Genomic DNA, 21,729 nt, shown 5'->3' with positions numbered 1-21,729 from the left:
GGCCATTCTTGATCGCATCCTACGACCACCTATCGGGCAATGCCCGCACTGTGGAAACCTTCTACTCCAGACCTCGCAACATATTCTGCCAAAGTAGTGCTAAAGCCTGTTTTCATAACCCCTTTTGAAAAAATATAGCCCTGGAAACGGTTATGTCTGTTCAGCCTTTATTATAAATAAATTCACTTTGCCCGATCAGCATAATAATGCGGCTGGCCCGGCAACTCCTCAGATTCCTCCCTTCGTGTGCTATGATACGGACAGACCCGACCGCATGTCCTGCATGCAACCGGATCTGTCCGTTTCTGTCAGGAACTGGCGTCTTCAGGAATGGAAACCGGTTGCCGTATCCGTCGCAACGGCATTATCCAGATCATCCGTCGCACCGCTGACCCCGACCGCCCCGATCAGGTATTTCCCCTCCATGACCGGACAGGATCCCGGTACGGCCGTAATCCCCGGCAGTGTCGCCAGAAACGCCTGGTTCTGGCTGATCCGCTGTGCCAGCACCTTGCCCGGTGAATGATACAGCGCGGCCGTCCGGGCCTTTTTTATGGCGGTTTCGTCGGTGCCGGTCTGTGAATCATCCATGCGCGTAAAGGCCAGCAACCTACCTGATGCATCCACCACCGCGATGCTGACCTGCATGCCGCGTTGCTTTGCCTCGGCTTCCGCTGCGTTCAGCAGGCTTTTTGCACCGGCACTGCTCAACTGCGGCCGTGTCAGCAATTTGGCATCATCGGCGCGTGCGCTGAATAACGCCGGAAGGCACGCCAGAAGGGCCAGCGGCCCGATATGTGTGATTTTCATGGGATATCCTGAAACAAGGGTGTCTGGATACGTGGTTTTATTTATAAAGAAATCTCGACCGGTCCATCTGCATCAATGAAAATGCTTGGCCGTATCAATCACCAGCGCCTGTTCGTTTTCGTTGGTATCGCCGCTGGTGCCAATGCTGCCCACTACGGTATCACCCTGCTTGAACACAGCCCCCCCTGCAGATGGCAGGATACCCGGAACAAAACCGATGGGCAGGTTCTGCGTGCGCACGGCGTCAAAGAATTCAATCGTATTGCGGGCAAATCGTGCCGCTGATTTCGCCTTGGCGATCGAGGCTTCCACGCATCCCGCGTAAGCGCCCTGCATGCGGATGAACGCAACCAGGTTTCCATCCGTATCCTCGACCGCTATGCACAGCCTGAGGTGTCGGTTTTCCGCCAGCCCGACCGCATAATGCGCCATGTCCATTGCGGCCGCCGTCGTGATGTTGAGCTGCGGCGCGGTGGATGATGTCTGTGCGAATGCCGGGGTGGCGAACGACGCCAGCAATGCAAGAACTCCAAGCATCTGCTTCATTTCAAGGGTTACCTTATTCTGGATGTTATTATTGAACCCCTGACGACGCCTTATGTCCCGCAGGCCAATACATGCCGGGAAAAATAAAGCCGTCGTTCAGTTCAGATCATACGATAGAATTGGTCTCATATCGCACGAAGGATTCTATTACAGTCTTTGCCATGCAGACAAATAACAATTAAAACCCTCGCGCTTACGTGACAGATCCTCTTACTATTTTTCATGAAGAAAGCATGTGTTACATGAACGCCTGCCAAACAGGACAAGTATTGGTCAAGCACTTCGCCGGGCATCGCGCTGGATATGGGTGCATGCGTCGGACACGCACAGGGGCAGCAGGAACCGCGGCATCCAGCCATGGGCGATCAGCCAGCCATCAATCGAGAACTTCCCCGCCCCTGCAATCGCAAAGCTGGCAAAGGCCACGATCATGAGCATCGGATATTCCCAACCACCCACAGGGGCGTTGTTCCAGGTAAACCCGTCGCCAAAATGCCGTCCATAATGATTGGCAATCAGGTAATAGAGGGTGCCACCAATCCCGGCAAGCCGGGTCAGGACGCCCATCCCCACCCCGATTGCAACGGACAGTTCACACAGCCCGCCGGCAATAACGGCCTGTCCATCCGGCGGAAAACCGAAACCGACAAATACCTGTTCCATGTGGTGGAAGGAATGAACACCTGCGAAAAGTTTTTCCGCGAAATGCCCGACCATGTCGAACCCGAAATATATGCGGATTGTCGCCGTCTGCCACTGTAAATGGTCATTCCAGCCCGCTGCCCGGTCATGGACCATGCAATCCACATACAGCATAAGGTAAATCATGAACGCGACCGTGGATGTGGCCATGCCCGGCACCGATCCATGGATGGCCGCCACCCGCCAGCTGATCATGAAGGGCAGGAGTGAGGCCAGAAAACCAATGACGAAATGCCGTGGCATGACCATGACGGTCATGGCCAGCGCAAGACCATCCAGCCCGATTGTTGAAAGACAGGCAAAGTCCGGTATGACCGGAACAATAAAGGACGACCAGACCATGGCCACCACGCAGGCGGCCAGTCCCAGCCATAACGGCCAGTAAGGTATGTAGCGCGGGCGCAATGTCACATATGACGATGGAACCGCATTCGACTTCATGAACATCTTGTTTTTCTTCTTTACAGAGTGTCGAACCGTATTGCAGATATGTGTGTTGATGAAACGGGGCGTGTTCCCGTCCCGATGGTCACCTGTCTGTTCCTTTCCGCTCCCCTGGACACTGTTGCAGAAGCCCGCTGGCGGACTGTCGTGCAGATTAAAAAAGCAGTTTTCCCAAAACCGGTCCGGGAAGTGCCGTCACGCATTCCCACATTCGATCAGTACCGCAGCACTGCCTCCTCCGCGTGTCCACCCGGCCATGGGGGCATTTAGTAGATGACAGGTTCAGGCACCGGCGCCCCGAAATCGGTCTGCAGAAAATCGAAATCACATCCTTCATTCGCCTGCCGCATGTGGTGGGCCGCCATCCAGCCATATCCCCGTTCATAACGCGGCGCAGGTGGCTTCCATGCCGCGCGGCGGCGGGCGAGTTCCTCATCGGACACTTCCATGCGGATCGTGCGCTCTTCTACATCCACCGCGACGATATCCCCCGTCTTCAGCAACCCCAGCGGGCCACCCACATAACTTTCCGGCGCGATATGCAGCACGCACGCGCCATAGCTCGTGCCGCTCATCCGGGCATCGGACAGACGCAGCATATCGCGATATCCTTCCTGCACCAGGCGTCTGGGCATGGGCAGCATCCCCCATTCCGGCATGCCGGGCCCGCCCAGTGGACCCGCGTTACGCAGCACAAGCACGTGATCGGGCGTGACATCCAGCGTCACGTCATCCAGCGCCTTCTTCATGGTGGGATAATCATCAAACACCAGTGCCGGTTCGCGATGCTTATGAAATTTCGGATCGCAGCAGGCGGGCTTCATTACGCACCCATCCGGCGCAAGATTGCCCCGCAGCACCGTCAGCGCCCCCCCTGCCTCACCTGTAAACATCGGTTTGTCGAGGGGCCTTATGACATCGTCATTCCACACCTTTGCATCGCGGATGTTTTCCCCCACGCTGCGCCCCGTCACCGTCAGGCAGTCGAGGTCCAGAAAACCCGAAATCCGGTTCATCAGCGCCGCAATGCCCCCGGCATAGTAAAAATCTTCCATAAGGTAGGTCGTGCCCGTCGGCCGGACATTGGCAATGACCGGGATTTCGCGGCTGGCACGGTCAAAATCATCCAGCCCGATAGGCACGCCCGCGCGTCGTGCCATGGCAATCACATGTATGATGGCATTGGTCGAACACCCCATCGCCATTGCCACGGCAATCGCGTTGCGGAAGGCGGCCGGGGTCTGGATTCTTGACGGTTTCAGGTCTTCCCACACCATATCGACAATCCGCCGCCCGGAGCTTTTGGCCATGCGGATATGGTTGGAATCAACCGCCGGAATGGAACTGGCCCCCGGCAGGGACAGGCCGATCGCCTCGGCAACGGCGGTCATGGTGCTTGCCGTGCCCATGGTCATGCAGGTGCCCGCGCTGCGGGCAATTCCGGCCTCGACCCCGCGCCAGTCCTCTGGCGTGATCTTGCCCGCGCGCAGCTCATCCCAGTATTTCCATGAATCCGACCCTGAACCCAGCGTCTTTCCCTGCCAGTTCCCGCGCAGCATCGGACCCGCAGGGACATAGATCGCAGGAATATCCATGCTGGTCGCCCCCAGCAGCAGGCCGGGCGTGGTCTTGTCGCATCCCCCCATCAGCACCGCGCCATCCGCCGGATAGGCACGCAGCAGTTCTTCTGCCTCCATCGCCAGCATGTTGCGGTACAGCATGGTGGTCGGCTTCATGAAGTTTTCGGACAACGAGATCGCGGGCAGTTCCATCGGAAATCCCCCCGCTTCCAGCACCCCACGCTTCACATCTTCGACACGCTGGCGAAAATGCATGTGACAGGGGTTGATGTCCGACCAGGTATTCAGGATGGCGATAACCGGCTTCCCTTCCCAGTCCTGCGGGTCGTACCCCATCTGCATCGCGCGGGAACGGTGGCCGAAACTGCGCAGGTCGGCGGGACCAAACCAGCGTTCACTGCGCAGGGTACGTTTTTCCTTCCCTTCCATATTTCCGCCTTCTGGCCGTGTTCCGGCTTCTTCTGACATTCCTCTGTTCTCCCTGCGCGCCCGGACCGGTCACGATAGCCTGATGGAATGGGCGCTGCGTGTTGCAGTAAGGGCAAGGGCATTCAGGGGTGTCCAGACCAGATACGGCATGGATTGAGACAGGATTGATATTGATGCTTCAGCTTACCCAGGTCCGGTGCTTTGTCACCGTCGCGGAGGAACTGCATTTCGGGCGCGCGGCCGCGCGGCTGAACATGACCCAGCCCCCGTTAAGCCGACAGGTCCAGTTGCTGGAACATGCGCTGGGCGTTGAATTGCTGGAACGCAACAGCCGCAGCGTGCGGCTGACGGCAGCAGGCGCCATATTCCTGCCCGAGGCACGACGCCTGCTGCGCAACGCGGAAGATGCGATGCTGATGGCCCGCCGCGCAGGCCGCGGCGCGCTGGGGCAGGTGGCGATCGGGTTCACGCCCGCCAGCAGTTACGATTTCCTGCCACGCCTGATCCATGCGCTGCGGGCGACCTATCCCGATATTGAACTGACGCTGGAGGAAATGATCACCCGCGACCAGCTTGCCGCCCTTGCGTCGCACCGTATCGACCTTGCTTTCGTGCGGCCCCCGTTTGACGCACGGGATACCCGTGCCCGGCTGGTCCGCAGCGAACCCATGGTGGCCGCCCTGCCCCACACCCACCCGCTGGCAACGCGCGCCGCCCTGACGCCTGCGGATATGGAGGGACAGGACCTGATCATGTATTCCATACTGGGTGGCGGCTATTTTCACGACCTTGTCCGCCGCCTGCTGGTCAGCGCGAACATCCAGCCCCGACTTGTCCATCACCTGACCCAGATCCATGCCCTCCTGTCCATGGTCAGGACAGGGGTCGGCATTGCCCTTATTCCCGAATCAGCCTCGCGGCTCGGTATCGAAAATGTCATCTGCCGCCCGCTGGCGTTTGGCGACGCGATCCTGGCGGAACTGTACATGGTCCACCGCACCGATGATGCCAGCCCGGTCCTTGGCAGTGTCATGGCTATCGCGGACCAGATCACCGCAACGGATGGCCCCGGCACCCGCCCTGCATGACGCCGTTCACTGCCATGCCGTGAACGATGCCCGTACTGCATCACTCCATACGAAGTTTGATTTTGACTTGTGCCATCGCGCTGCGTTCCCTTCCGCACAGGACCAGATGCGGCCAGAGGACAGTCGACACAACCCGGCCCGCCGCACCGGTCCCGCCATCGAGGGAGAAAACAGGGTGACCATAACAAGAGGGCGCACAGCAGGCCCCGCCACCACGCATCCGTCAATCGCCACCGGGGCATCCCGCGCCATGCCACGCAGCGCCGTCCGCTACAGCGTTCTTGCATTCCTGTTCATCATCACCGCGATCAACTATGGTGATCGCGCGACACTCGGGATCGCGGGATCGTCCATTTCGCATGATCTGGGGCTGAGCCCGGTTGCGATGGGCTACGTCTTTTCCGCCTTCGGCTGGGCCTATGTCATCAACCAGGTGCCCGGCGGCTGGCTGCTGGACCGGTTCGGTTCCATCCGTGTGTACGGTGTCAGCCTGTTTGCATGGTCGGTGTGTACGTTGTGCATTGCGGGAATGGGCCATGTCCCGCACGCCATCGCCTTTCCCGTGCTGTTCATCCTGTGGGCCGGGCTGGGACTGGTGGAAGCCCCCACCTTTCCCGCCAACAGCCGCATCGTATCAAGCTGGTTTCCCACGGCTGAACGCGGTCTTGCCACCTCCATCTTCAATTCGGCCCAGTACGTGGTGGTGGCGTTCTTCGCGCCGCTTATGGGATGGATTACCCAGGCATTCGGGTGGGAATACATCTTTGCCGTGATGGGGATTGCAGGCGTGGTCCTGGCGGGGATATGGCTCCTGCGCATGCGGCCGCCCGCCACCCATCCGGCGGTCAACGCCGCCGAACTGGCCTTCATCCGCGCCGGTGGCGCGCTGGTGGATATTGACGACCGCGCCATGCGGGTGCGCAGGCCGCTGACATGGCGGCAGGTCCGCTTCATGCTGACCGACCGGACGCTGGTGGGCGTGTATGGCGGGCAGTACTGCATTACCGCCATCCTGTATTTCTTCCTGACCTGGTTTCCGCTTTACCTGCATCAGTCACGCGGGCTGTCCCTGACGCAGACCGGACTGGCCGCCAGCGTGCCCGCGCTGTGCGGACTGGCCGGTGCGATCGCCGGGGGGGCGCTTTCGGACATGCTGCTGCGATCGGGACGGTCGGAAAACATCGCGCGCAAGACACCCTATGTCGTTGGCATGGCGATTGCCTCGACCATCTGCCTGTGCAACTTCGTACACTCGGCCTGGGTGATCGTGCTCATCATGTCCTTCGCCTTTTTTGGCAAGGGGGTCGCTGCCATTGGCTGGGCCGTCATATCCGATATTGCGCCCCGGGAAGCGCCGGGTCTGGCCGCGGGCATTTTCAACGGGATCGGCAATATTGCCGGCATCGTGACGCCCATCGTGATCGGATACATCGTTGCGATCACGAAGTCTTATGACGGGGCGCTGGTATTCGTCGCCGCGCATTGTGGCGTTGCGATCCTGCTCTACCTGTTCGTGGTGGGCAAGATAAGGCGTCTGTCCCTGCCAGAATGAAGGGCGCGCACGGTGTTCGTTACAGGCCACGTCGCAAGTACAGACCGGCAGTCATAATAATAAACAATAATCAAGAGAACATCTTCATGACACACATTACCGATGCATGTGGCCACGGCCTGTCGCGCCGCGCCACCCTGTGGGGACTGACGGGGGGGCTAGCGCTGGCAGGACTGGAATCCCGCATGCCGCGCGCTGCCGCGGCGTCCCGGCATGCCGCGGCCATTCAGGCCACCGTTATCGCGTCCTCGCCGCATTACCTGTGCAATGCCGTCGCCGCCACACGCGACGGTACGCTCTTCCTTGGTGCGCCGCGATGGGATCTGATGGCCGATACGCCCAGCGTTTTTCGCGTGGCGTCCGATGGCGCGCTGCATCCCTTTCCGGGTGGAAGCTGGAACGCATGGAAACCGGGCGATGACCCGCGCAATGCCTTCCTGATGGTCAACGGCCTGCATATATTCAGTGACGACACGCTGTGGATCGTCGATCAGGGCATTGACCCGACAAAGGGCGCATCCGTGCCGGATGGCCAGAAACTGGTACAGCTGGACCCGCGCGATGGCAGGGTCATGCAGGTGCTGCGATGGGGCGAGGACATCCTGCCACCGGGTTCAGCAATGAATGACCTGCGCATTGCGGGTGATCTTTTGTTCGTGACCGATTCCGGTCTGGGCGGGATCATCATCCATAACATGCGTAGCGGAGAGACCGTGCGCCGCCTGTCGGAACACCCCCTGCTGCGCGCAACCGCCGCCAAGCCGCTGCGCGGGCGCGACGGGCACATACTGCAGGACAGGACGGGCAAGCGACCACTGGTACATTCGGACATGCTGGAAATCACGGCAGACCGCAAATGGTTCTATTTCTCCACCCCTTCCGGTCCGCTGCGACGGATTCCGACCGACATCCTGCTGGATTCCAGCCTGACGGATGACCAGCGCGCCGGCCGGATCGAAACGGTGATCGACATACCGACAATCATGGGCACGGCCATTGATACGCTGGGCAATTTCTATTTTGCCGATACCGAACACGGACGGATCATGGTGCTTACACCCGAAAAAAAGCAGCTTACGTTACTTGAAGATGACCGGCTGGTTGATGGCGACGCCCTGTTCATCACAACCGACCGCCACATGCTGGTGCCGGTTGCCCAGACGGAACGGCTGCCGGCAAACAACGCGGGCGTCAACGCGGTGCGGCTGCCCTTCATAACCCTGGGATTTGCGTTACCGGACACGCTGGAGGGGCACAGGCTGGGTGATGTCGTCAGCAGCCTGTAAGGCGGCACCCCGATCATTCGTAAACCACAAAAACATGTACCCGCGGCCATGCTGCGGGGGTGACGTGATGCCATGGCACGGATCGGATTCAGACAGGTCTTTTTTTCAGGTAACGCAGGTCGCGCCCGGAAAAAAGCATCCGTCCAACACGGCATCCCTCACCCGGCGTATATCAGGAGTAAAGTCATGAAGCGGCGTGATGTCATGAAGGGTGGTCTGGTGCTGTTGGCGACCACCACGCTGGCCTCCATCTATAAACCGGCCTATTCGCGCACATATGTTGGTGGCACGGGCATGTGGAAGGCCGCCCCGCCACCACCGCTGTCTGTGGTCGACCCCACGCGCCTTGTCTATCTGACACCGCAGGAAGCACGCCTGGTGGGCGCCGTGTTCGATATCCTGATCCCTGCGGATGAACTGGGAATGGGCGCGACCGAAGCAGGATGCGTGACCTTTCTGGACCACCAGCTGGCCGGTCCGTACGGATCGGCGGCAAAGGATTACAGGCTTGGCCCCGTTGTTGAAGGACTGCCCCAGCAGGGGCCGCAGGGCATCATGACGCCTGCGGAAATGTATCGCACGGGACTGGCTGAACTGGAACATGCCGCACATGCAGAATTCAACAAATCGTTTCTTGATCTGTCCGAAGAACAGAAGATTACTTTCCTGAAGGGTGTCGAAGGCGGCACCATTTCTTTCGACACCCTGAAATCCGACCAGTTTTTTGTACTGATGCTGCAAAATGTCCGTGAAGGCTATCTGGCCGATCCCATGTATGGCGGCAACCGCGACATGGTGGGCTGGAAACTGGTCGGGTTTCCCGGCGCGATTTACGACTACCGGGACTGGATCGTATCAAAACGGGGCAAAAAGATTGATGTCCATCCCGTCAGCCTGCTGGGCCGCGCCTGATTCCGACGCACCCGGCAGGGCGGTACGATCAGGGTGTCCTGCGCACAATTATAATAAAAACAAGGTGCAGCTGAATGAATTACAAAAGGCCAAAGGCCGACGTGGTCATTATCGGGCTGGGCTGGTCCGGTTCCACAATGGCGGAGGAACTGACCCGCGCGGGGCTGAATGTCGTCGCGATCGAACGGGGCGCATGGCGCGAGACCTCCACCAGCTTCCCAACCACACGTGACCCTGATGAACTTAGCGGGTCCGTACGCAAGGAGATCCTTCAGGCGCCGGTGACGGAAACCTATACCGTGCGCAACAAAGTCGGACAGACCGCCCTGCCCTTGCGCAAATACCATAACCTGACACTGGGCAACAATGTTGGCGGCGCGGGTACGCACTGGGCGGGTGCAAGCTGGCGGTGGCTGCCATTCGACCATCAGCCCCATACCCATGTTATGCAGCGCTATGGCGCGGGACAGCTGGTGGACGGGCTGATCCTGCAGGACTGGGGCGTGACGTATGACGATCTTGAACCCTTTTATGACAGGTTCGAGAAGATCGCAGGCACGTCCGGCACGGCAGGCGTCATAAACGGACAGCGCCAGCCCGGCGGCAACCCGTTCGAGGGATCGCGCAGCGGCCCGTTTCCCACGCCCGCGCTGGAACGCTCCCGCGCCAACGTGCTGTTTACCCAGGCCGCGACCCGGCTGGGCTACAACCCCTTCCCCGTGCCATCAGCCATGATCGGCGCGCCCTATACCAATGCGCTGGGCCTGAATCTGGCCCCATGCACCTATTGCGGGTACTGCCAGCTATACGGATGTGGCAACTGGTCCAAATCCAGCCCGAACATCTGTATCCTGCCGGTCCTGATGCAGCGCACGAATTTCACGCTGGTCACCGAGTGCGAGGTCCTGCGCATCAACACCACGCCGGACAAAAAAATGGCCACTGGCGTGACGTTCATTGACTCCGACGGCAATACTGGTGAACAGCCTGCCGATATTGTCATAACCGCGACCTTTACGCTGGACAATACGCGTCTCATGCTGCTGTCGGGCATCAGCACGCCCTATGATGTCGCATCGGGACAGGGCGTGGTTGGCCGGGCGTTTACATTCCAGACCCTGTCATGGGCGTTCATGTTCTTTGAAAACGAATACATGAACCCCTTCATGAATACTGGTGCGCTGGCTACGCAGATCGATGATTTCAATGGCGACAACTTCGACCATACGGGTCTGGGCTTTATCGGGGGGGCGGGTATCCAGTCGCTCAGCAACCAGGGCCTGCCGATCGGCATGGCCGGACTGCTGCCCAAGGGTAGTCCGCAATGGGGCAAGGGCTGGAAACAGGCGTTTCAGCGTGGATACCAGAATTACGCCCAGATACAGGGACAGGGCACAAGCTTCGCGCATCGCGAACAGTTCCTTGACCTTGATCCGACATACAAGGACCGTTACGGCCGTCCCCTGCTGCGCATCACCTTCGATTATAACGAGAATGACCGGCGTTCCGGCAGGTTCATCCGTGACAGATGCGTTGAAATCGCGCGTGAAATGGGTGCCACCGAGGTCGGCGGGGATTCCTTCGCCGACCGTCCCTATTCCGGTTATACACCATGGGATTCATCGCACGTGCAGGGCGGCGTGACCATGGGCGAAGACCCACGGACCAGCGTGCAGAACCGCTACCAGCAGAACTGGGACATTCCCAACCTGTTTGTCATTGGCGCATCTTCCTTCCCCAACAATGCCGGATACAACCCGACGGTCGTCGTGGGGGCGACGACCCTATGGACCGCGAAAGCGATCATCGATCAGTACATCAGGAACCCCGGCCCGCTGGTAAGGCTATGATCATGGCAAAGAACCTGTTTCGCACTGCACTACGCACCTGCATGCGTGGCGGCATGGTCTTTTCCGCCATGGCGTTTCTGGCCCATGGCGCAAAGGCACAGGATGACCGGGGCGCGCGGATCGAACGCGGGCGGTACCTTGCAATCGCGGGCGACTGCCTTGCCTGCCATACCACGCCGGGCGGGAAGCCATTCGCGGGGGGGCTGGACCTGAAAACGCCCTTTGGCATCATCACGACAAGCAACATTACCTCGGACAGGGAAACGGGGATCGGATCATGGACGCTGCAGCAGTTCGACAGCGCAGTCCGGCATGGCAAAAGCCCGAAGGGGTACCTCTATCCCGCCATGCCCTATCCCGCCTATGCCAAAATCACGGATACCGACCTTGCGGACCTGTGGGAATACATCCGTACCATCCCGCCTGTCCGCAACGCGGCAGTTACCAACAAACTGCCATTTCCGTATAATATCCGCGCCCTCATGATCGGGTGGAACCTGCTGTTCCTTGACCGCACCCCCTTTGCGCCCGATCCGTCCAAAAGCGCACAGGTCAACCGGGGGGCATATCTGGTTGAAGGGCTGGAACATTGCGGCACATGCCACACCACCAAGAATTTTCTTGGCGGCGATACCCGTGCCACCTACCAGGGCACATCCCTGCAGGGATGGTATGCCCCGGACCTGAGCAACAACCCCCATACGGGCCTGGGCAGATGGAGCGCGGATGACCTTGTCACCTACCTGCGCAGCGGCACAAACCGCTTTACTGCAGCATCCGGCCCCATGACGGAAACGATCGAGAACTCCACGCAACACCTGAGCGATGTGGACCTGCAGGCCATCGCGGCGTATTTCAAATCCCTGCCGCCCCGGGCGGCGGCCGCACCCGCGCCACTGCCTGCCACCAACGCGCAGATGGTGACAGGCGCACGGGAATTCATCGTGCAGTGCAGCGCCTGCCATGTCAGCAGCGGCGCGGGAATCCGCAACATGATCCCGACATTGCAGGACAATCCGGCGGTCAACGCGCCCGATCCGGACAGCCTGCTGAACATCGTGCTGCGTGGCACCAATGGCCCCATGACGGCCGCGAACCCCACCGGCGCGGCAATGCCGGCCTTTGGCTGGAAACTGCATGATGACCAGATCGCGGCTATCCTGACCTATATCCGCAACAGCATGGGCAACGCTGCCCCGGCGGTCCAGCCTGCCGATGTCGCCAGGGCGCGCAAGGCCATCGGCGCAGAACAGCCCGTCTGGCACTGACCTCTGTCCCCTTTCCTGCCCGCACCGGGCAGGAAAGGGGAAAAAATACGCGCCGGCTGTCACTGGCCCATGCTGAAGGACGGCCGACGCCGGGATCACCTCACCACAGATCATACAGGTCAGGGAGACCTTAATCATGCTTGGAATTGGCGTTCTGGGCTGTGGGCGTATTGGCGCCATGCATGCTGCCAATATTGCCGCCCATCCACGCGCGCGCGTCGCGGCGGTATATGACATCAACGTTGCTGCGGCGCAGGCCCTATCCAGGGCGACGGGTGCCCCGGTCATGACATCCGCGGCCGAGGTGCTTGCCGCGCCCGATGTGGACGCGGTGCTGATCGCAACCGCGACCGATACCCATGCCGACCTGCTAGAACAGGCAATCGCGGCGGGCAGGCCTGTACTATGCGAAAAACCGATCGACCTCAGCCTTGCACGGGTGGACCGTTGTGCCGCGACCATTGCCAACACGACCCTGCCGGTCCAGATCGGGTTCGTGCGGCGCTTCGACCCCGGACACCGGGCGGTGTTCGAGGCGGTTCATGACGGGACGATCGGGGATCTGCACCAGCTTGTCATCACATCGCGCGATCCGGGCCTGCCGCCGGAAGCCTATCTGGAAAAATCCGGCGGGATCCTGCGGGACATGACGATCCATGATTTTGACATGGCCCGCTACATTCTGGGCGAGGAGCCGACCCGGGTATTCGCCGTGGGATCGCGCCTGGTGGCCCCTGCCCTTATGGACGCGCTGGGGGATGAGGACACCATCACGGTGGTGATGACGACGGATACGGGCAGGCAGGCGATCCTCATCAACTCGCGTGAAGCGACATATGGCTACGACCAGCGGGTCGAAGCCTTTGGCAGCCTGGGTATGGCGGTTTCGGAAAACCGTCGTCCGCACCACATGGTGCTGTCGGGCAGCACGTTTACCGAACATGCCGCCCCGCTGCTGAACTTTTTCATCGAACGCTACCGTGAGGCGTTCGATGCGGAAATCGACGCCTTTGTCGATGCCGTTGAAAACGGCAGCCCGGTTGCCGTCAGCTATCATGACGGACGGCAGGCGCTGCTCCTTGCCGAAGCAGCCCTGAAATCGCTGAAGGAAAGCCGTATCGTGACCACAGACGAAATCGGGTAACGCCGCGCAGGCCATGCGCCCGGTGCCCCCGCAGGCTGCCGGGCACATGGCCTGCATTTACCTGCATATCGGGCGATGTCACGTGACATCGCCCGTAAAGGTGCTGACGGATACCATCATCCTGTCAGGCCGCGCAGATGAGATTGCACGGGTCGTACGCGTCATAACTGCCGCTATTCTGCGTAAGATTTTCTTGTATTCCGACATATGCGTCCGATCTGGTCGCGTTGCCGGTCCGACATGCCGCGGCGGAAAATAATAATTGCAATCAGCTCACCCGCAGCACAGGTCCCGATGTCATCGAAATTGAAATAATTCATTGATGGAAAAGTAGAAATGTTCGATTATCGTCTTTTCTGAAACACGGCATTTCTGAAGTTCTTTGAAAAAACCTCCAGTAAAAAACATCCTCAGGATTGACCGAATACCACGCAGTCCGAATATAGGGAACAGAATTACAGAAAAACCGTCTGAATACTTCATGTCACGTTCCGGACAGAAAGGCATGGACTGGATGAAACGGCCTGAACACGTTGCTTTTGTCTGCGCCAGAATACCGATCTATGTGGCAATTGGCATGGCCGGGTCAACCGCACTGTACTGATGGCTGGCCAACCCACCCAAAAGCCCGTTCACTGCTGTCACCAGGCGCATTGTGACATGTTCCGCCATTCCTGTCCTGTACCCATTATATGTAATCTGGCTCATACTCAGGTTTGTATATTCATGCTGTCGCATTACAGACCGGATGCGGCAAATACAGTTTAGTGTATTCCGCAGGCAGGACGTGGGCGCTGATGAATAGCAGCAGACCATGCATATGGCATGCCCGGATGGCAGGCCGGAAACCGTTTTCAAACACAGCCTGATAAAATAGATGGCACCCGTTTCACGGGTGCCATCTTCTGTAAAAAACGTTCGTGACGTTGTTCCGTGGGGGCATAATAACGCCCCCACGGTAATGACAACGTATGCGTCAGTGAACCGGCCTACCCCCGCCAAGTTCGCCTGTCAGAAACTGCGCGCGCCCGTTCCCGAAGGACCAGTGGGCGTCTTCATTCTCGACAACCGACACCATGACGTCGGACGGTGCGATCCCGCATTCGCGTTCCAGCCGTTCGGTCAGCAGGCGATAAAACTCGGCTGTCTTGTCCGCCCCACGGGGGCGGCTGAACATCTGCACGACCAGGACCCGGTCCGTCCGGGGGATATCAAGCCCCGTATCCTCGACAATCATGCGCGATGGCTTGTATTCCGATACAAGCTGGTAACGGTCGCGACGCGGCACGGCGAATGCTTCCAGCATGGCTTCGTGCGCCGCATCGAGAAGGGTGCGGATTTCTTCATCCGTGCGCCCTTCAAGCATGTGGAAATGTAAAAGTGGCATCAGTTTTCTCCCTGTAAACAAAAAGAAACAGGCGCAGTTTTCTTTCCTGTACAACCTGTTCCCACAAATGGGCGCGCGGCGGGACCCGCCGCGCGCCCCCCTTTTCCCCGACAGGGTCATTTCCGCCCGACCATATCCGTCAGGCCATCTGTCGGGACCGTTGGCGTGCCGGCCCCGCGTCGGCGGCGCTTCGGGGCCAGCATGACGCTTTCGATCTTTTCCAGCGCGATGCCTTTCGTTTCCGGCACATACCGTTCAACGAACCACCATGAAAACAGTGTAAAGAGCGCGAAAAGCCACATCGGCAGCGCGCCATGAAAAAGCGCGTCCAGCCTGTGGTTCTGCGCCATCATCGGGAAAAGCTGGCTGACGATGAAGTTCATCACCCAGTTGGCCGACACCGCAATGCTCATGCCCACGCCGCGGATCCGGTTAGGGAAGATTTCCGCAATCAGCACCCATGTCAGCGGCCCCCACGACAGGCCGAACAGCAGCATGTAAACCAGCATGCCCACCAGGGCGGAATACCCGTGCGTCTGGGTATACAGCGCCCATGATGCAGCCAGCAGGCCGATAATCATGCCGATCGAGCCAAAACGAAACAGCGGCAGCCGGCCCTTATGGTCAATCACCCAGCTGCCCAGCACCGCGCCCGATACGGACGCCACCCCGATCCATATGGTCTGGAACAGGGCGTTCTGCACGCTGCCACTGACCGAACCCAGCACCAGCGGCGCGTAGTACATCATGCTGTTCACGCCGGTCAGCTGCTGCAGCATGGCGACCGTGGCCCCCACAAAGATGATCCACCGCGCCCCGCGTGAGGCCACGGCCCGGCCAAGGTCGGATGTCTCGATCTTATGTTCCAGTGATTCCTTGATTTCCGTCAGGACCGAGCGGGCATGATGTTCATTGGAAATGCGGGTCAGGGTCCGCATCGCGTCGGCATCGCGCCCACGCAGCACGTGCCAGCGCGGTGATTCCGGCATGAAGAAGATCGCGATGCAGAAAACAATGCACGGTATGACTTCCGACCCCAGCATCCACCGCCAGCCCACGTTCATGAGCCACACATCACTCGCACTGCGGGCAATCAGGTAATTGACGATGAAGACAGTCAGCTGCCCGCCCACAATGGCGAAGGATTCCATGTACAGCGCCCGCCCGCGCATGTCTTTTGGCGAGACCTCCGACATGTACATGGGCGAAATCGAGGACGCCACCCCCACTGCAACCCCGCCAATGAAGCGATACACGACGAAGGATGTAAAACCCGTCGCCAGCGCCGCCCCGATGGCCGATGCGGTAAACAGTACGGCGGACACAGCCAGTGTCGGGCGACGGCCAAAGCGGTCCGCCAGCCAGCCCGAAACCCCGGCCCCAAGGATACAGCCCAGCAGCACGTTGGAAACTGCCCAGCCTATTTCCGCCGGCGAAAGGTGGAAATAGGCCTGCAGCGACCCGACAGCGCCCGAAATGACCGCCGTATCATACCCGAACAGAATACCACCCAATGCCGCGATCGCACATATTCGCAGCACGTAGCCCACGTCATGCCGGTCCGACCGGACAAACATGGCGTTTTTTATGGATTCTTTCATCATTTACCACTCCAGCAGTCATTTGTTCTTGTTGTTCTGTTTCAGCAGAGTGACGCGGGACGACAGTCCGCGTCTTTAAATGAATCCAGTCGTAAGGTGCATGGCGCGGTGGCAGGCTGCCCCGGTCACCATGCCTGCAGGCCTGTCCCTGCGGTCTTGGCCTGTATCCGTTGCCCGGTGCCGTATGTGCAGCCGCTCCCGCAGGATACGACGGCCACGACATGCGCCGGGACCAGATACAGGAATGGCCTCATATCCCGCGCCACGAACGCCCAGGACAGAAAACCAGAATGAAAACGAAATAAAACCGGATAGGACAGGCATCGAATAATGCATTCAACGCTCATGTACATTCATGGTTCTCAGGTCAGTATATGTTTACAGGAAACATATACTGAAACGTCCAGACTGATGCTTTTCGAAAGAACATGGGCATTGTGAATACAGCAGGGCAGCTCTACTGGCCCGCTTCCTGCTTTCCGTTCCGCCATCCCTGAACGATTTCACAGGAATGCGTATGGATTTCGATAACGGTGCCAAACGGGTCGCGGCAGTACACCATCCGGTATATGCCCGATGGGGGGCGATCGTCCCATATGCGGGACGTCTGGGTGCCCCCTGTCGCAACAATCCTGCCGATCAGCCCTTCTATATCCGGGTCCGTGACGCATATGTGAAAGGGACCGGGCTGATCGAAACGGATATCCGTGGTTCCGGGCTGGGTAGCCGGCAGAACGGGCTGGAACAGTTCAATTCCCACGCCCCCACCTGTTGAAAGGTGCGCGATGCGCACATGCTGGCACCGCTCCCCCAACGCGTCCTGAAACTGCGCCAGTGCGGGCGGGCTGGCGACCAGGTCGAACGGGCCGCTGAACAGCCGGTAGCCCAGAACCTCGCCGTACCACGCAATGGCACGGTCGATATCGGGCACGCTGATCCCGATATGGTTCAGGGGCCGGGGACAGGTCGTGAATGTCATGATGTCCGTCCCTGCATGGATGAAGCCGCGCGGTCGCGGGTCATGAAACGGCCTGCGGCATCACGCCGGTCAGGTCACTTTCACATGCTTCGGCCAGGGGTGGCAGGATGACGACCTGATCCTCACGTATTCCCTCGCGCCCGGCAAGCGGCGGCAGGGACTGCGGTTTCCCGGTGCGCAGGGCCGCTTCCACCGCGACCAGCACACGGACATCACGCAGCCCGTCCTCGCCATCGGGTTCGGGATCGCGGTTATTGAGGATACATTCCGAAAAATAGAAGGCTTCCCCCCCGAACTGCTCGACCGGGCCATGGCTGCGCCTGTCTTCCTTGCCGTCAATCAGCGTGGTGTAGGTAATGGCGACGGACGGGCCGAAGGTATAGCAGGGCATGGCCCTGACACTGCCCCGGCTGCCAAACAGGGTCAGCCCCTCAACCGGTGCGCAGGCATAGCTGACCATGAAATCCGCGATCCGGCCATCAGCAAACCGCAGCACGACCGACACCGTATCATCAAAATTGAAGGTCCGGCCCGGCGTGCGCGTGCCTGTGGCCGTGACCTCCACCGGTTCGGCCCCGAACATGTGGCGCACCGCATTGATCGGATAATTGCCCAGATCCGGCACGGGACCCGACCAGTACCCGCCATGGGCGCGATGATTCGACTGCGGCACGTCCTGCCCAAAGACCGAACTGAACCCGACAGGTGCGCCGAAATCCCCATTGCGGCAGCGTGAAACCAGTTCCACCGTCCCCGGTTCGCAATGCAGGCGGTAGGCAATCATCAGCCTGCCGCCCCCCCTGCGCCGGGCCTGCAGGATCGCCTCGCAGTCTTCCACGCTTGTGGCCATGGGTTTTTCCAGAAGCAGGTGCAGCCCCGCCTCCAGCACGGGCACGGCATAGCGCCGGTGCAACGCATTTGGCGTTGCCAGATACACGGCATCAACCTCGCCCGATGCCAGAAGATCCGGCAGGTCATCATAATGCCAGACCCGCACGCCATAGCGGGTTTCAAGGGCCTGCCCCTTGTGCATATCGCCCGTAACAAGGGCCGCCAGGGTGGAATTGGCAGCCCGTTCGAGACCGGGAATAAAGGATTGCAGGGAAATCTGCCCACATCCGATCACGGCGTAGCGGATCTTCCGGTCATGGGTCGGCTGGGTCATGGTGTTTCCTCCATAAAATGGCAGGATATGGGACCGTCATGCCTGTTCGTGCTGCCGGTGTTCGTGACGGTGTCCGATCCTGTCCGTCGGTACGTCACGCCATGCGGCGGCACGGCTTGAGTCATGAATGGCTTCCACCAGCGTCTGGATACGCAGGCCCGCGCGGAAGTTGAACGGTTCGGGCTGATTGCCGGCCAGTGCATCCAGATAGCGTGCGACTTCTATCGCCTTAAGGTCATTGAACCCAAGCTGATGCCCCGGCGCCACACAGAACAGCCCGTAGGGCGCATGGTCCGGGCCGGATTCGATACGGCGGAACCCCTTGCGGCCCCGCGCATCCGCGGTCGAGAAGAAATGCAGTTCATTGAACCGCTGCTGACTGAAGGCCAGCGCGCCCTTCGTGCCATAAACCTCGAAATCATGCTGCATGGTGCGCCCGGTCGCGATCCAGTTTCCTTCGACCGAACCTGTCGCCCCGTTCTCGAAACGCAGGAAGGCGCGGCCGATATCGTCCACCTGCACCGCGCGGGTACCCCCTTTCCCGTCCGGCCGTGACCCGATTACCGTGACACAGTCACCCATGACCTGCGTAATCGCGCCTGCTGCCGGTCCCATCAGGAATTCGGCGGTGGCCAGCGCATGGCTGCCGATATCGGCCAGCGCGCCGCCCCCCACCGGGTCCAGGCGGAAGGTGAAGGGGGATGCGGCATCCGCCATATAGTCTTCCGCATGCAGGCCGCGGTACCCACGGATTTCACCCAGTTCGCCCGCCGCGATCATCTCGCGTGCCAGCGCGAACATGGGGTTGCACAGGTAATTGAAGCCGACCTGTGTCTTCACACCCCGCGCCTCCGCCGCTTCGGCCATTTCACGCGCATCCGCGGCAAGGGGGGCCAGGGGTTTTTCACAATAGACGTGCTTGCCCTCCGCTATGGCAGCAAGCGCCATTTCCTTGTGCAGGGCGTTGGGAGCGGTGATGTTGATCACGTCGATGTCGGGATCGGCCACAAGGGCGCGCCAGTCATCCGTCCACCGGGCAAACCCCAGCGCGCCGGCCGCCCGTGCCGCCGCGTCTTCCGAAATATCGGCCAAGCACGCCAGTTCCGGCTGGAACGGCAGGTCGAATACCTTCGATGCGGTTGAATAGCCAAAAGCATGGGTCCGGCCCATGAAACCGCTGCCAATCAGGCCGATACGCAGCTTACGTCTGGTCATTTGACGAATTCCCTGTTCACGATAAGGGCGGGATCAAGTGTGCCCGCAAAGAAATCCAGAACATTCTGCACGCAGCCGACCGCCATGCGCTCCGCCGCCTGTGCGGTCAGCCCGGCGACATGGGGCGTCAGGATGACACGATCCAGATCGATCAATGGATTGTGGGCGGAAGGTGGTTCGGGGTCGAATACATCCACCCCTGCCGCCGCGACATGCCCGTTCACGATGGCCGTGGCCAGCGCGGCCTCATCCACCACGCCGCCACGTGCGGTATTGACGATGATCGCACCCGGCCTGACGTGGCGCAGTTCGGCCGCGCCAATCAACGGCTGGTCGCCCTTCGGCACGTTGACCGAGATGATATCGGCCCATTCCAGCCCGTCGTACAGATCCGCCACCTCGCCCACCGGGCCTGCGGGCCATTTTCCCCTGGCGGACAGGTAGGGATCATAGGCGCGGATCTTCATGCCAAAGCCCGCAGCCATGGTGGCAAGATGCCGCCCGGTGCGGCCATACCCCAATATCAGCAGCCGCCTGCCCCCTACCTCGCCCGCCATAAGCCGGTTGCGCCACTCCCACTGCCCCTGACGCACGGACCGGTCCGCCTGGAGCAGATGCTTGGCGCAGGCGAGTATGAGGGTCATTGCGTGCTCGGCGACGGACACCGCATTAACATTCCCCACGACACACAGGGTAATGCCGCGCCGGTCCAGCGCGGGCAGGTCAATGCCGTCATAGCCCACGCCATGCCGGGACACGACCCTGAGCCGCGACGCCTTTTCCACCGTTGCGGCCGAAAGCGGCTGGGTGCGCAGGATCAGGGCATCGGCACGGGAAACAAGGGGGGCGTAGCTGTCCTCCGATATCTCCTCGACATAGTCATAGGTCACACCGGGAGCATGGTCGAGCAGCGCAAGACCCGCAGAATGCAGGCGCCCCGCGACCAGTATGTGGGGCATCAGTACGCCCCTCCCTGCATCACCGTCACGCTGTCGCGGCTGACAAGCCTGCGGAACTGCGCGACACTGGCACCCGCAGCCGCGGCCAGCAGGCGGGAATCCCCCGACACGGTGGTCATGTTGAACCCCCAGCCAATGGCGCGCGCGGCATATTCCGGCGTGCCACAATGAAGGGCGGCACGAATGCCACTGTCCTGACAGGCGGCAATGATCTCGTGCAGCCGGTCGATCATCTCCGCCTCTTCCCGGTCAAAACCGGGGGACAGACGTCCACCTGCAAGGCTGAGCATCAGATCGGCAGGCCCGACATAAATGCCATCAAGCCCCGGGGTCGCGGCAATTTCAGCCAGATTGTCCATGCCCTGCTGCGTCTCGATCATGGCGAAGGCGAGGAGTTCGTCATTGGCCTGGCTGGCGTAATTGCTGCCTGCTGCGAATGCAACGCGCGTCGGGCCAAAACTGCGCTGTCCATAGGGGGGATAGCGGACATAGCTTACGAATTCGGCCGCCTGTGCCGCCGTATTCACCATGGGGCAGATAATGCCATACGCGCCGGCGTCGAGCATTTTCATAATGATGCCGGGCTCCAGCCACGGGACCCGTGCCATGGGCACGACGCCCGATGCACGCATGGCCTGCATCATGGGCAGCGCACCGGAATAATCCAGCGCACCATGCTGCACATCTATCGTGACGGAATCATACCCCTGGGCTGCCATGATTTCAGCGGTGAAGGGGTTACCGATGGAACACCAGCCATTGAGCGTGGGTTTCCCCTCGGCCCAGAGCTGCTTGAGACGATTGGGGATCAT

Annotated in this window: 18 protein-coding genes; 7 read left to right on the top strand and 11 right to left on the bottom strand. The window is 60.2% G+C overall.

Annotated elements, in window-relative coordinates; translation table 11 throughout:
- Window positions 1-324: 324 nt before the first annotated feature.
- The 4 genes from CFR80_RS10365 to araD form a co-directional block, all read right to left on the bottom strand.
- On the bottom strand, window positions 325-810 hold the full coding sequence (locus tag CFR80_RS10365; protein ID WP_010513264.1) for a GlcG/HbpS family heme-binding protein: 486 nt from the start codon (window positions 808-810) through the stop codon (window positions 325-327).
- Window positions 811-882: 72 nt separating this feature from the next.
- A complete protein-coding gene (locus tag CFR80_RS10360) occupies window positions 883-1,356 on the bottom strand; it encodes a GlcG/HbpS family heme-binding protein (protein WP_010513265.1) in 474 nt (157 codons plus the stop codon).
- A gap of 273 nt (window positions 1,357-1,629) precedes the next feature.
- Window positions 1,630-2,499, bottom strand: coding sequence for a DoxX family protein (locus CFR80_RS10355; RefSeq protein WP_258367764.1), 870 nt, complete (start codon window positions 2,497-2,499; stop codon window positions 1,630-1,632).
- A 269-nt stretch (window positions 2,500-2,768) separates the two neighbouring features.
- Window positions 2,769-4,550: an L-arabinonate dehydratase gene (gene araD / locus CFR80_RS10350; RefSeq protein WP_110507304.1), complete on the bottom strand. Its 1,782-nt coding sequence runs from the start codon at window positions 4,548-4,550 to the stop codon at window positions 2,769-2,771.
- Window positions 4,551-4,684: 134 nt separating this feature from the next.
- On the opposite strand from araD, the gene CFR80_RS10345 reads away from it, so the two are divergent.
- The 7 genes from CFR80_RS10345 to iolG all read left to right on the top strand — a co-directional run bounded on the left by CFR80_RS10345 (window position 4,685) and on the right by iolG (window position 13,611).
- Window positions 4,685-5,599: a LysR family transcriptional regulator gene (locus CFR80_RS10345; RefSeq protein ID WP_010513268.1), complete on the top strand. Its 915-nt coding sequence runs from the start codon at window positions 4,685-4,687 to the stop codon at window positions 5,597-5,599.
- A 181-nt stretch (window positions 5,600-5,780) separates the two neighbouring features.
- On the top strand, window positions 5,781-7,151 hold the full coding sequence (locus tag CFR80_RS10340; RefSeq protein ID WP_110507309.1) for an MFS transporter: 1,371 nt from the start codon (window positions 5,781-5,783) through the stop codon (window positions 7,149-7,151).
- A gap of 86 nt (window positions 7,152-7,237) precedes the next feature.
- A complete protein-coding gene (locus tag CFR80_RS10335) occupies window positions 7,238-8,437 on the top strand; it encodes an SMP-30/gluconolactonase/LRE family protein (RefSeq protein ID WP_110507303.1) in 1,200 nt (399 codons plus the stop codon).
- Between the two features lie 186 nt (window positions 8,438-8,623).
- The gene (locus tag CFR80_RS10330) at window positions 8,624-9,349 is read left to right on the top strand and encodes a gluconate 2-dehydrogenase subunit 3 family protein (protein ID WP_010513271.1); all 726 of its coding nucleotides are present in this window, start codon (window positions 8,624-8,626) and stop codon (window positions 9,347-9,349) included.
- 74 nt (window positions 9,350-9,423) lie between these two features.
- A complete protein-coding gene (locus CFR80_RS10325; RefSeq protein ID WP_010513272.1) occupies window positions 9,424-11,199 on the top strand; it encodes a GMC family oxidoreductase in 1,776 nt (591 codons plus the stop codon).
- A gap of 2 nt (window positions 11,200-11,201) precedes the next feature.
- Window positions 11,202-12,467 (top strand): c-type cytochrome, encoded by a 1,266-nt coding sequence (locus tag CFR80_RS10320; RefSeq protein ID WP_232275555.1) that lies wholly within the window; start codon window positions 11,202-11,204, stop codon window positions 12,465-12,467.
- A 136-nt stretch (window positions 12,468-12,603) separates the two neighbouring features.
- A complete protein-coding gene (gene iolG, locus CFR80_RS10315; protein ID WP_110507302.1) occupies window positions 12,604-13,611 on the top strand; it encodes an inositol 2-dehydrogenase in 1,008 nt (335 codons plus the stop codon).
- A 976-nt stretch (window positions 13,612-14,587) separates the two neighbouring features.
- On the opposite strand, the gene CFR80_RS10305 is transcribed toward iolG, so the two are convergent.
- The 7 genes from CFR80_RS10305 to CFR80_RS10270 all read right to left on the bottom strand — a co-directional run bounded on the left by CFR80_RS10305 (window position 14,588) and on the right by CFR80_RS10270 (window position 21,729).
- Window positions 14,588-14,998 (bottom strand): tautomerase family protein, encoded by a 411-nt coding sequence (locus tag CFR80_RS10305; RefSeq protein ID WP_010513276.1) that lies wholly within the window; start codon window positions 14,996-14,998, stop codon window positions 14,588-14,590.
- Window positions 14,999-15,114: 116 nt separating this feature from the next.
- Complete coding sequence (locus tag CFR80_RS10300) at window positions 15,115-16,602, bottom strand: sugar porter family MFS transporter (RefSeq protein ID WP_010513277.1); 1,488 nt, start codon at window positions 16,600-16,602, stop codon at window positions 15,115-15,117.
- Between the two features lie 454 nt (window positions 16,603-17,056).
- Window positions 17,057-17,578 carry a VOC family protein gene (locus CFR80_RS10290; protein WP_010513279.1) on the bottom strand — a complete coding sequence of 174 codons (522 nt, stop codon included), beginning with the start codon at window positions 17,576-17,578 and terminating at the stop codon, window positions 17,057-17,059.
- A gap of 40 nt (window positions 17,579-17,618) precedes the next feature.
- Window positions 17,619-18,743 carry a Gfo/Idh/MocA family protein gene (locus CFR80_RS10285; protein WP_010513280.1) on the bottom strand — a complete coding sequence of 375 codons (1,125 nt, stop codon included), beginning with the start codon at window positions 18,741-18,743 and terminating at the stop codon, window positions 17,619-17,621.
- A 36-nt stretch (window positions 18,744-18,779) separates the two neighbouring features.
- Window positions 18,780-19,958, bottom strand: a complete 1,179-nt coding sequence (locus CFR80_RS10280; RefSeq protein ID WP_010513281.1) for a Gfo/Idh/MocA family protein — start codon at window positions 19,956-19,958, stop codon at window positions 18,780-18,782.
- Window positions 19,955-20,917, bottom strand: coding sequence for a hydroxyacid dehydrogenase (locus CFR80_RS10275; RefSeq protein WP_010513282.1), 963 nt, complete (start codon window positions 20,915-20,917; stop codon window positions 19,955-19,957). The genes CFR80_RS10280 and CFR80_RS10275 overlap by 4 nt, the downstream gene beginning before the upstream one ends.
- Window positions 20,917-21,729: an HpcH/HpaI aldolase family protein gene (locus CFR80_RS10270; protein WP_110507301.1), complete on the bottom strand. Its 813-nt coding sequence runs from the start codon at window positions 21,727-21,729 to the stop codon at window positions 20,917-20,919. The genes CFR80_RS10275 and CFR80_RS10270 overlap by 1 nt, the downstream gene beginning before the upstream one ends.

This window comes from Komagataeibacter oboediens, from assembly GCF_003207815.1.
GTDB lineage: Bacteria > Pseudomonadota > Alphaproteobacteria > Acetobacterales > Acetobacteraceae > Komagataeibacter > Komagataeibacter oboediens.
This window is presented reverse-complemented; position numbering and strand designations above follow the sequence as displayed.

Excerpts from the sequence above, each read along its gene's own strand:
- araD (WP_110507304.1), bottom strand. The coding sequence starts at position 4,550 with ATGTCAGAAGAAGCCGGAACACGGCCAGAAGGCGGAAATATGGAAGGG.
- CFR80_RS10280 (WP_010513281.1), bottom strand. The coding sequence starts at position 19,958 with ATGACCAGACGTAAGCTGCGTATCGGCCTGATTGGCAGCGGTTTCATG.
- CFR80_RS10305 (WP_010513276.1), bottom strand. The coding sequence starts at position 14,998 with ATGCCACTTTTACATTTCCACATGCTTGAAGGGCGCACGGATGAAGAA.
- CFR80_RS10335 (WP_110507303.1), top strand. The coding sequence starts at position 7,238 with ATGACACACATTACCGATGCATGTGGCCACGGCCTGTCGCGCCGCGCC.
- CFR80_RS10290 (WP_010513279.1), bottom strand. The coding sequence starts at position 17,578 with ATGACATTCACGACCTGTCCCCGGCCCCTGAACCATATCGGGATCAGC.
- iolG (WP_110507302.1), top strand. The coding sequence starts at position 12,604 with ATGCTTGGAATTGGCGTTCTGGGCTGTGGGCGTATTGGCGCCATGCAT.
- CFR80_RS10360 (WP_010513265.1), bottom strand. The coding sequence starts at position 1,356 with ATGAAGCAGATGCTTGGAGTTCTTGCATTGCTGGCGTCGTTCGCCACC.
- CFR80_RS10285 (WP_010513280.1), bottom strand. The coding sequence starts at position 18,743 with ATGACCCAGCCGACCCATGACCGGAAGATCCGCTACGCCGTGATCGGA.
- CFR80_RS10325 (WP_010513272.1), top strand. The coding sequence starts at position 9,424 with ATGAATTACAAAAGGCCAAAGGCCGACGTGGTCATTATCGGGCTGGGC.
- CFR80_RS10355 (WP_258367764.1), bottom strand. The coding sequence starts at position 2,499 with ATGAAGTCGAATGCGGTTCCATCGTCATATGTGACATTGCGCCCGCGC.
- CFR80_RS10365 (WP_010513264.1), bottom strand. The coding sequence starts at position 810 with ATGAAAATCACACATATCGGGCCGCTGGCCCTTCTGGCGTGCCTTCCG.
- CFR80_RS10270 (WP_110507301.1), bottom strand. The coding sequence starts at position 21,729 with ATGATCCCCAATCGTCTCAAGCAGCTCTGGGCCGAGGGGAAACCCACG.
- CFR80_RS10320 (WP_232275555.1), top strand. The coding sequence starts at position 11,202 with ATGGCAAAGAACCTGTTTCGCACTGCACTACGCACCTGCATGCGTGGC.
- CFR80_RS10275 (WP_010513282.1), bottom strand. The coding sequence starts at position 20,917 with ATGCCCCACATACTGGTCGCGGGGCGCCTGCATTCTGCGGGTCTTGCG.
- CFR80_RS10300 (WP_010513277.1), bottom strand. The coding sequence starts at position 16,602 with ATGATGAAAGAATCCATAAAAAACGCCATGTTTGTCCGGTCGGACCGG.
- CFR80_RS10345 (WP_010513268.1), top strand. The coding sequence starts at position 4,685 with ATGCTTCAGCTTACCCAGGTCCGGTGCTTTGTCACCGTCGCGGAGGAA.
- CFR80_RS10330 (WP_010513271.1), top strand. The coding sequence starts at position 8,624 with ATGAAGCGGCGTGATGTCATGAAGGGTGGTCTGGTGCTGTTGGCGACC.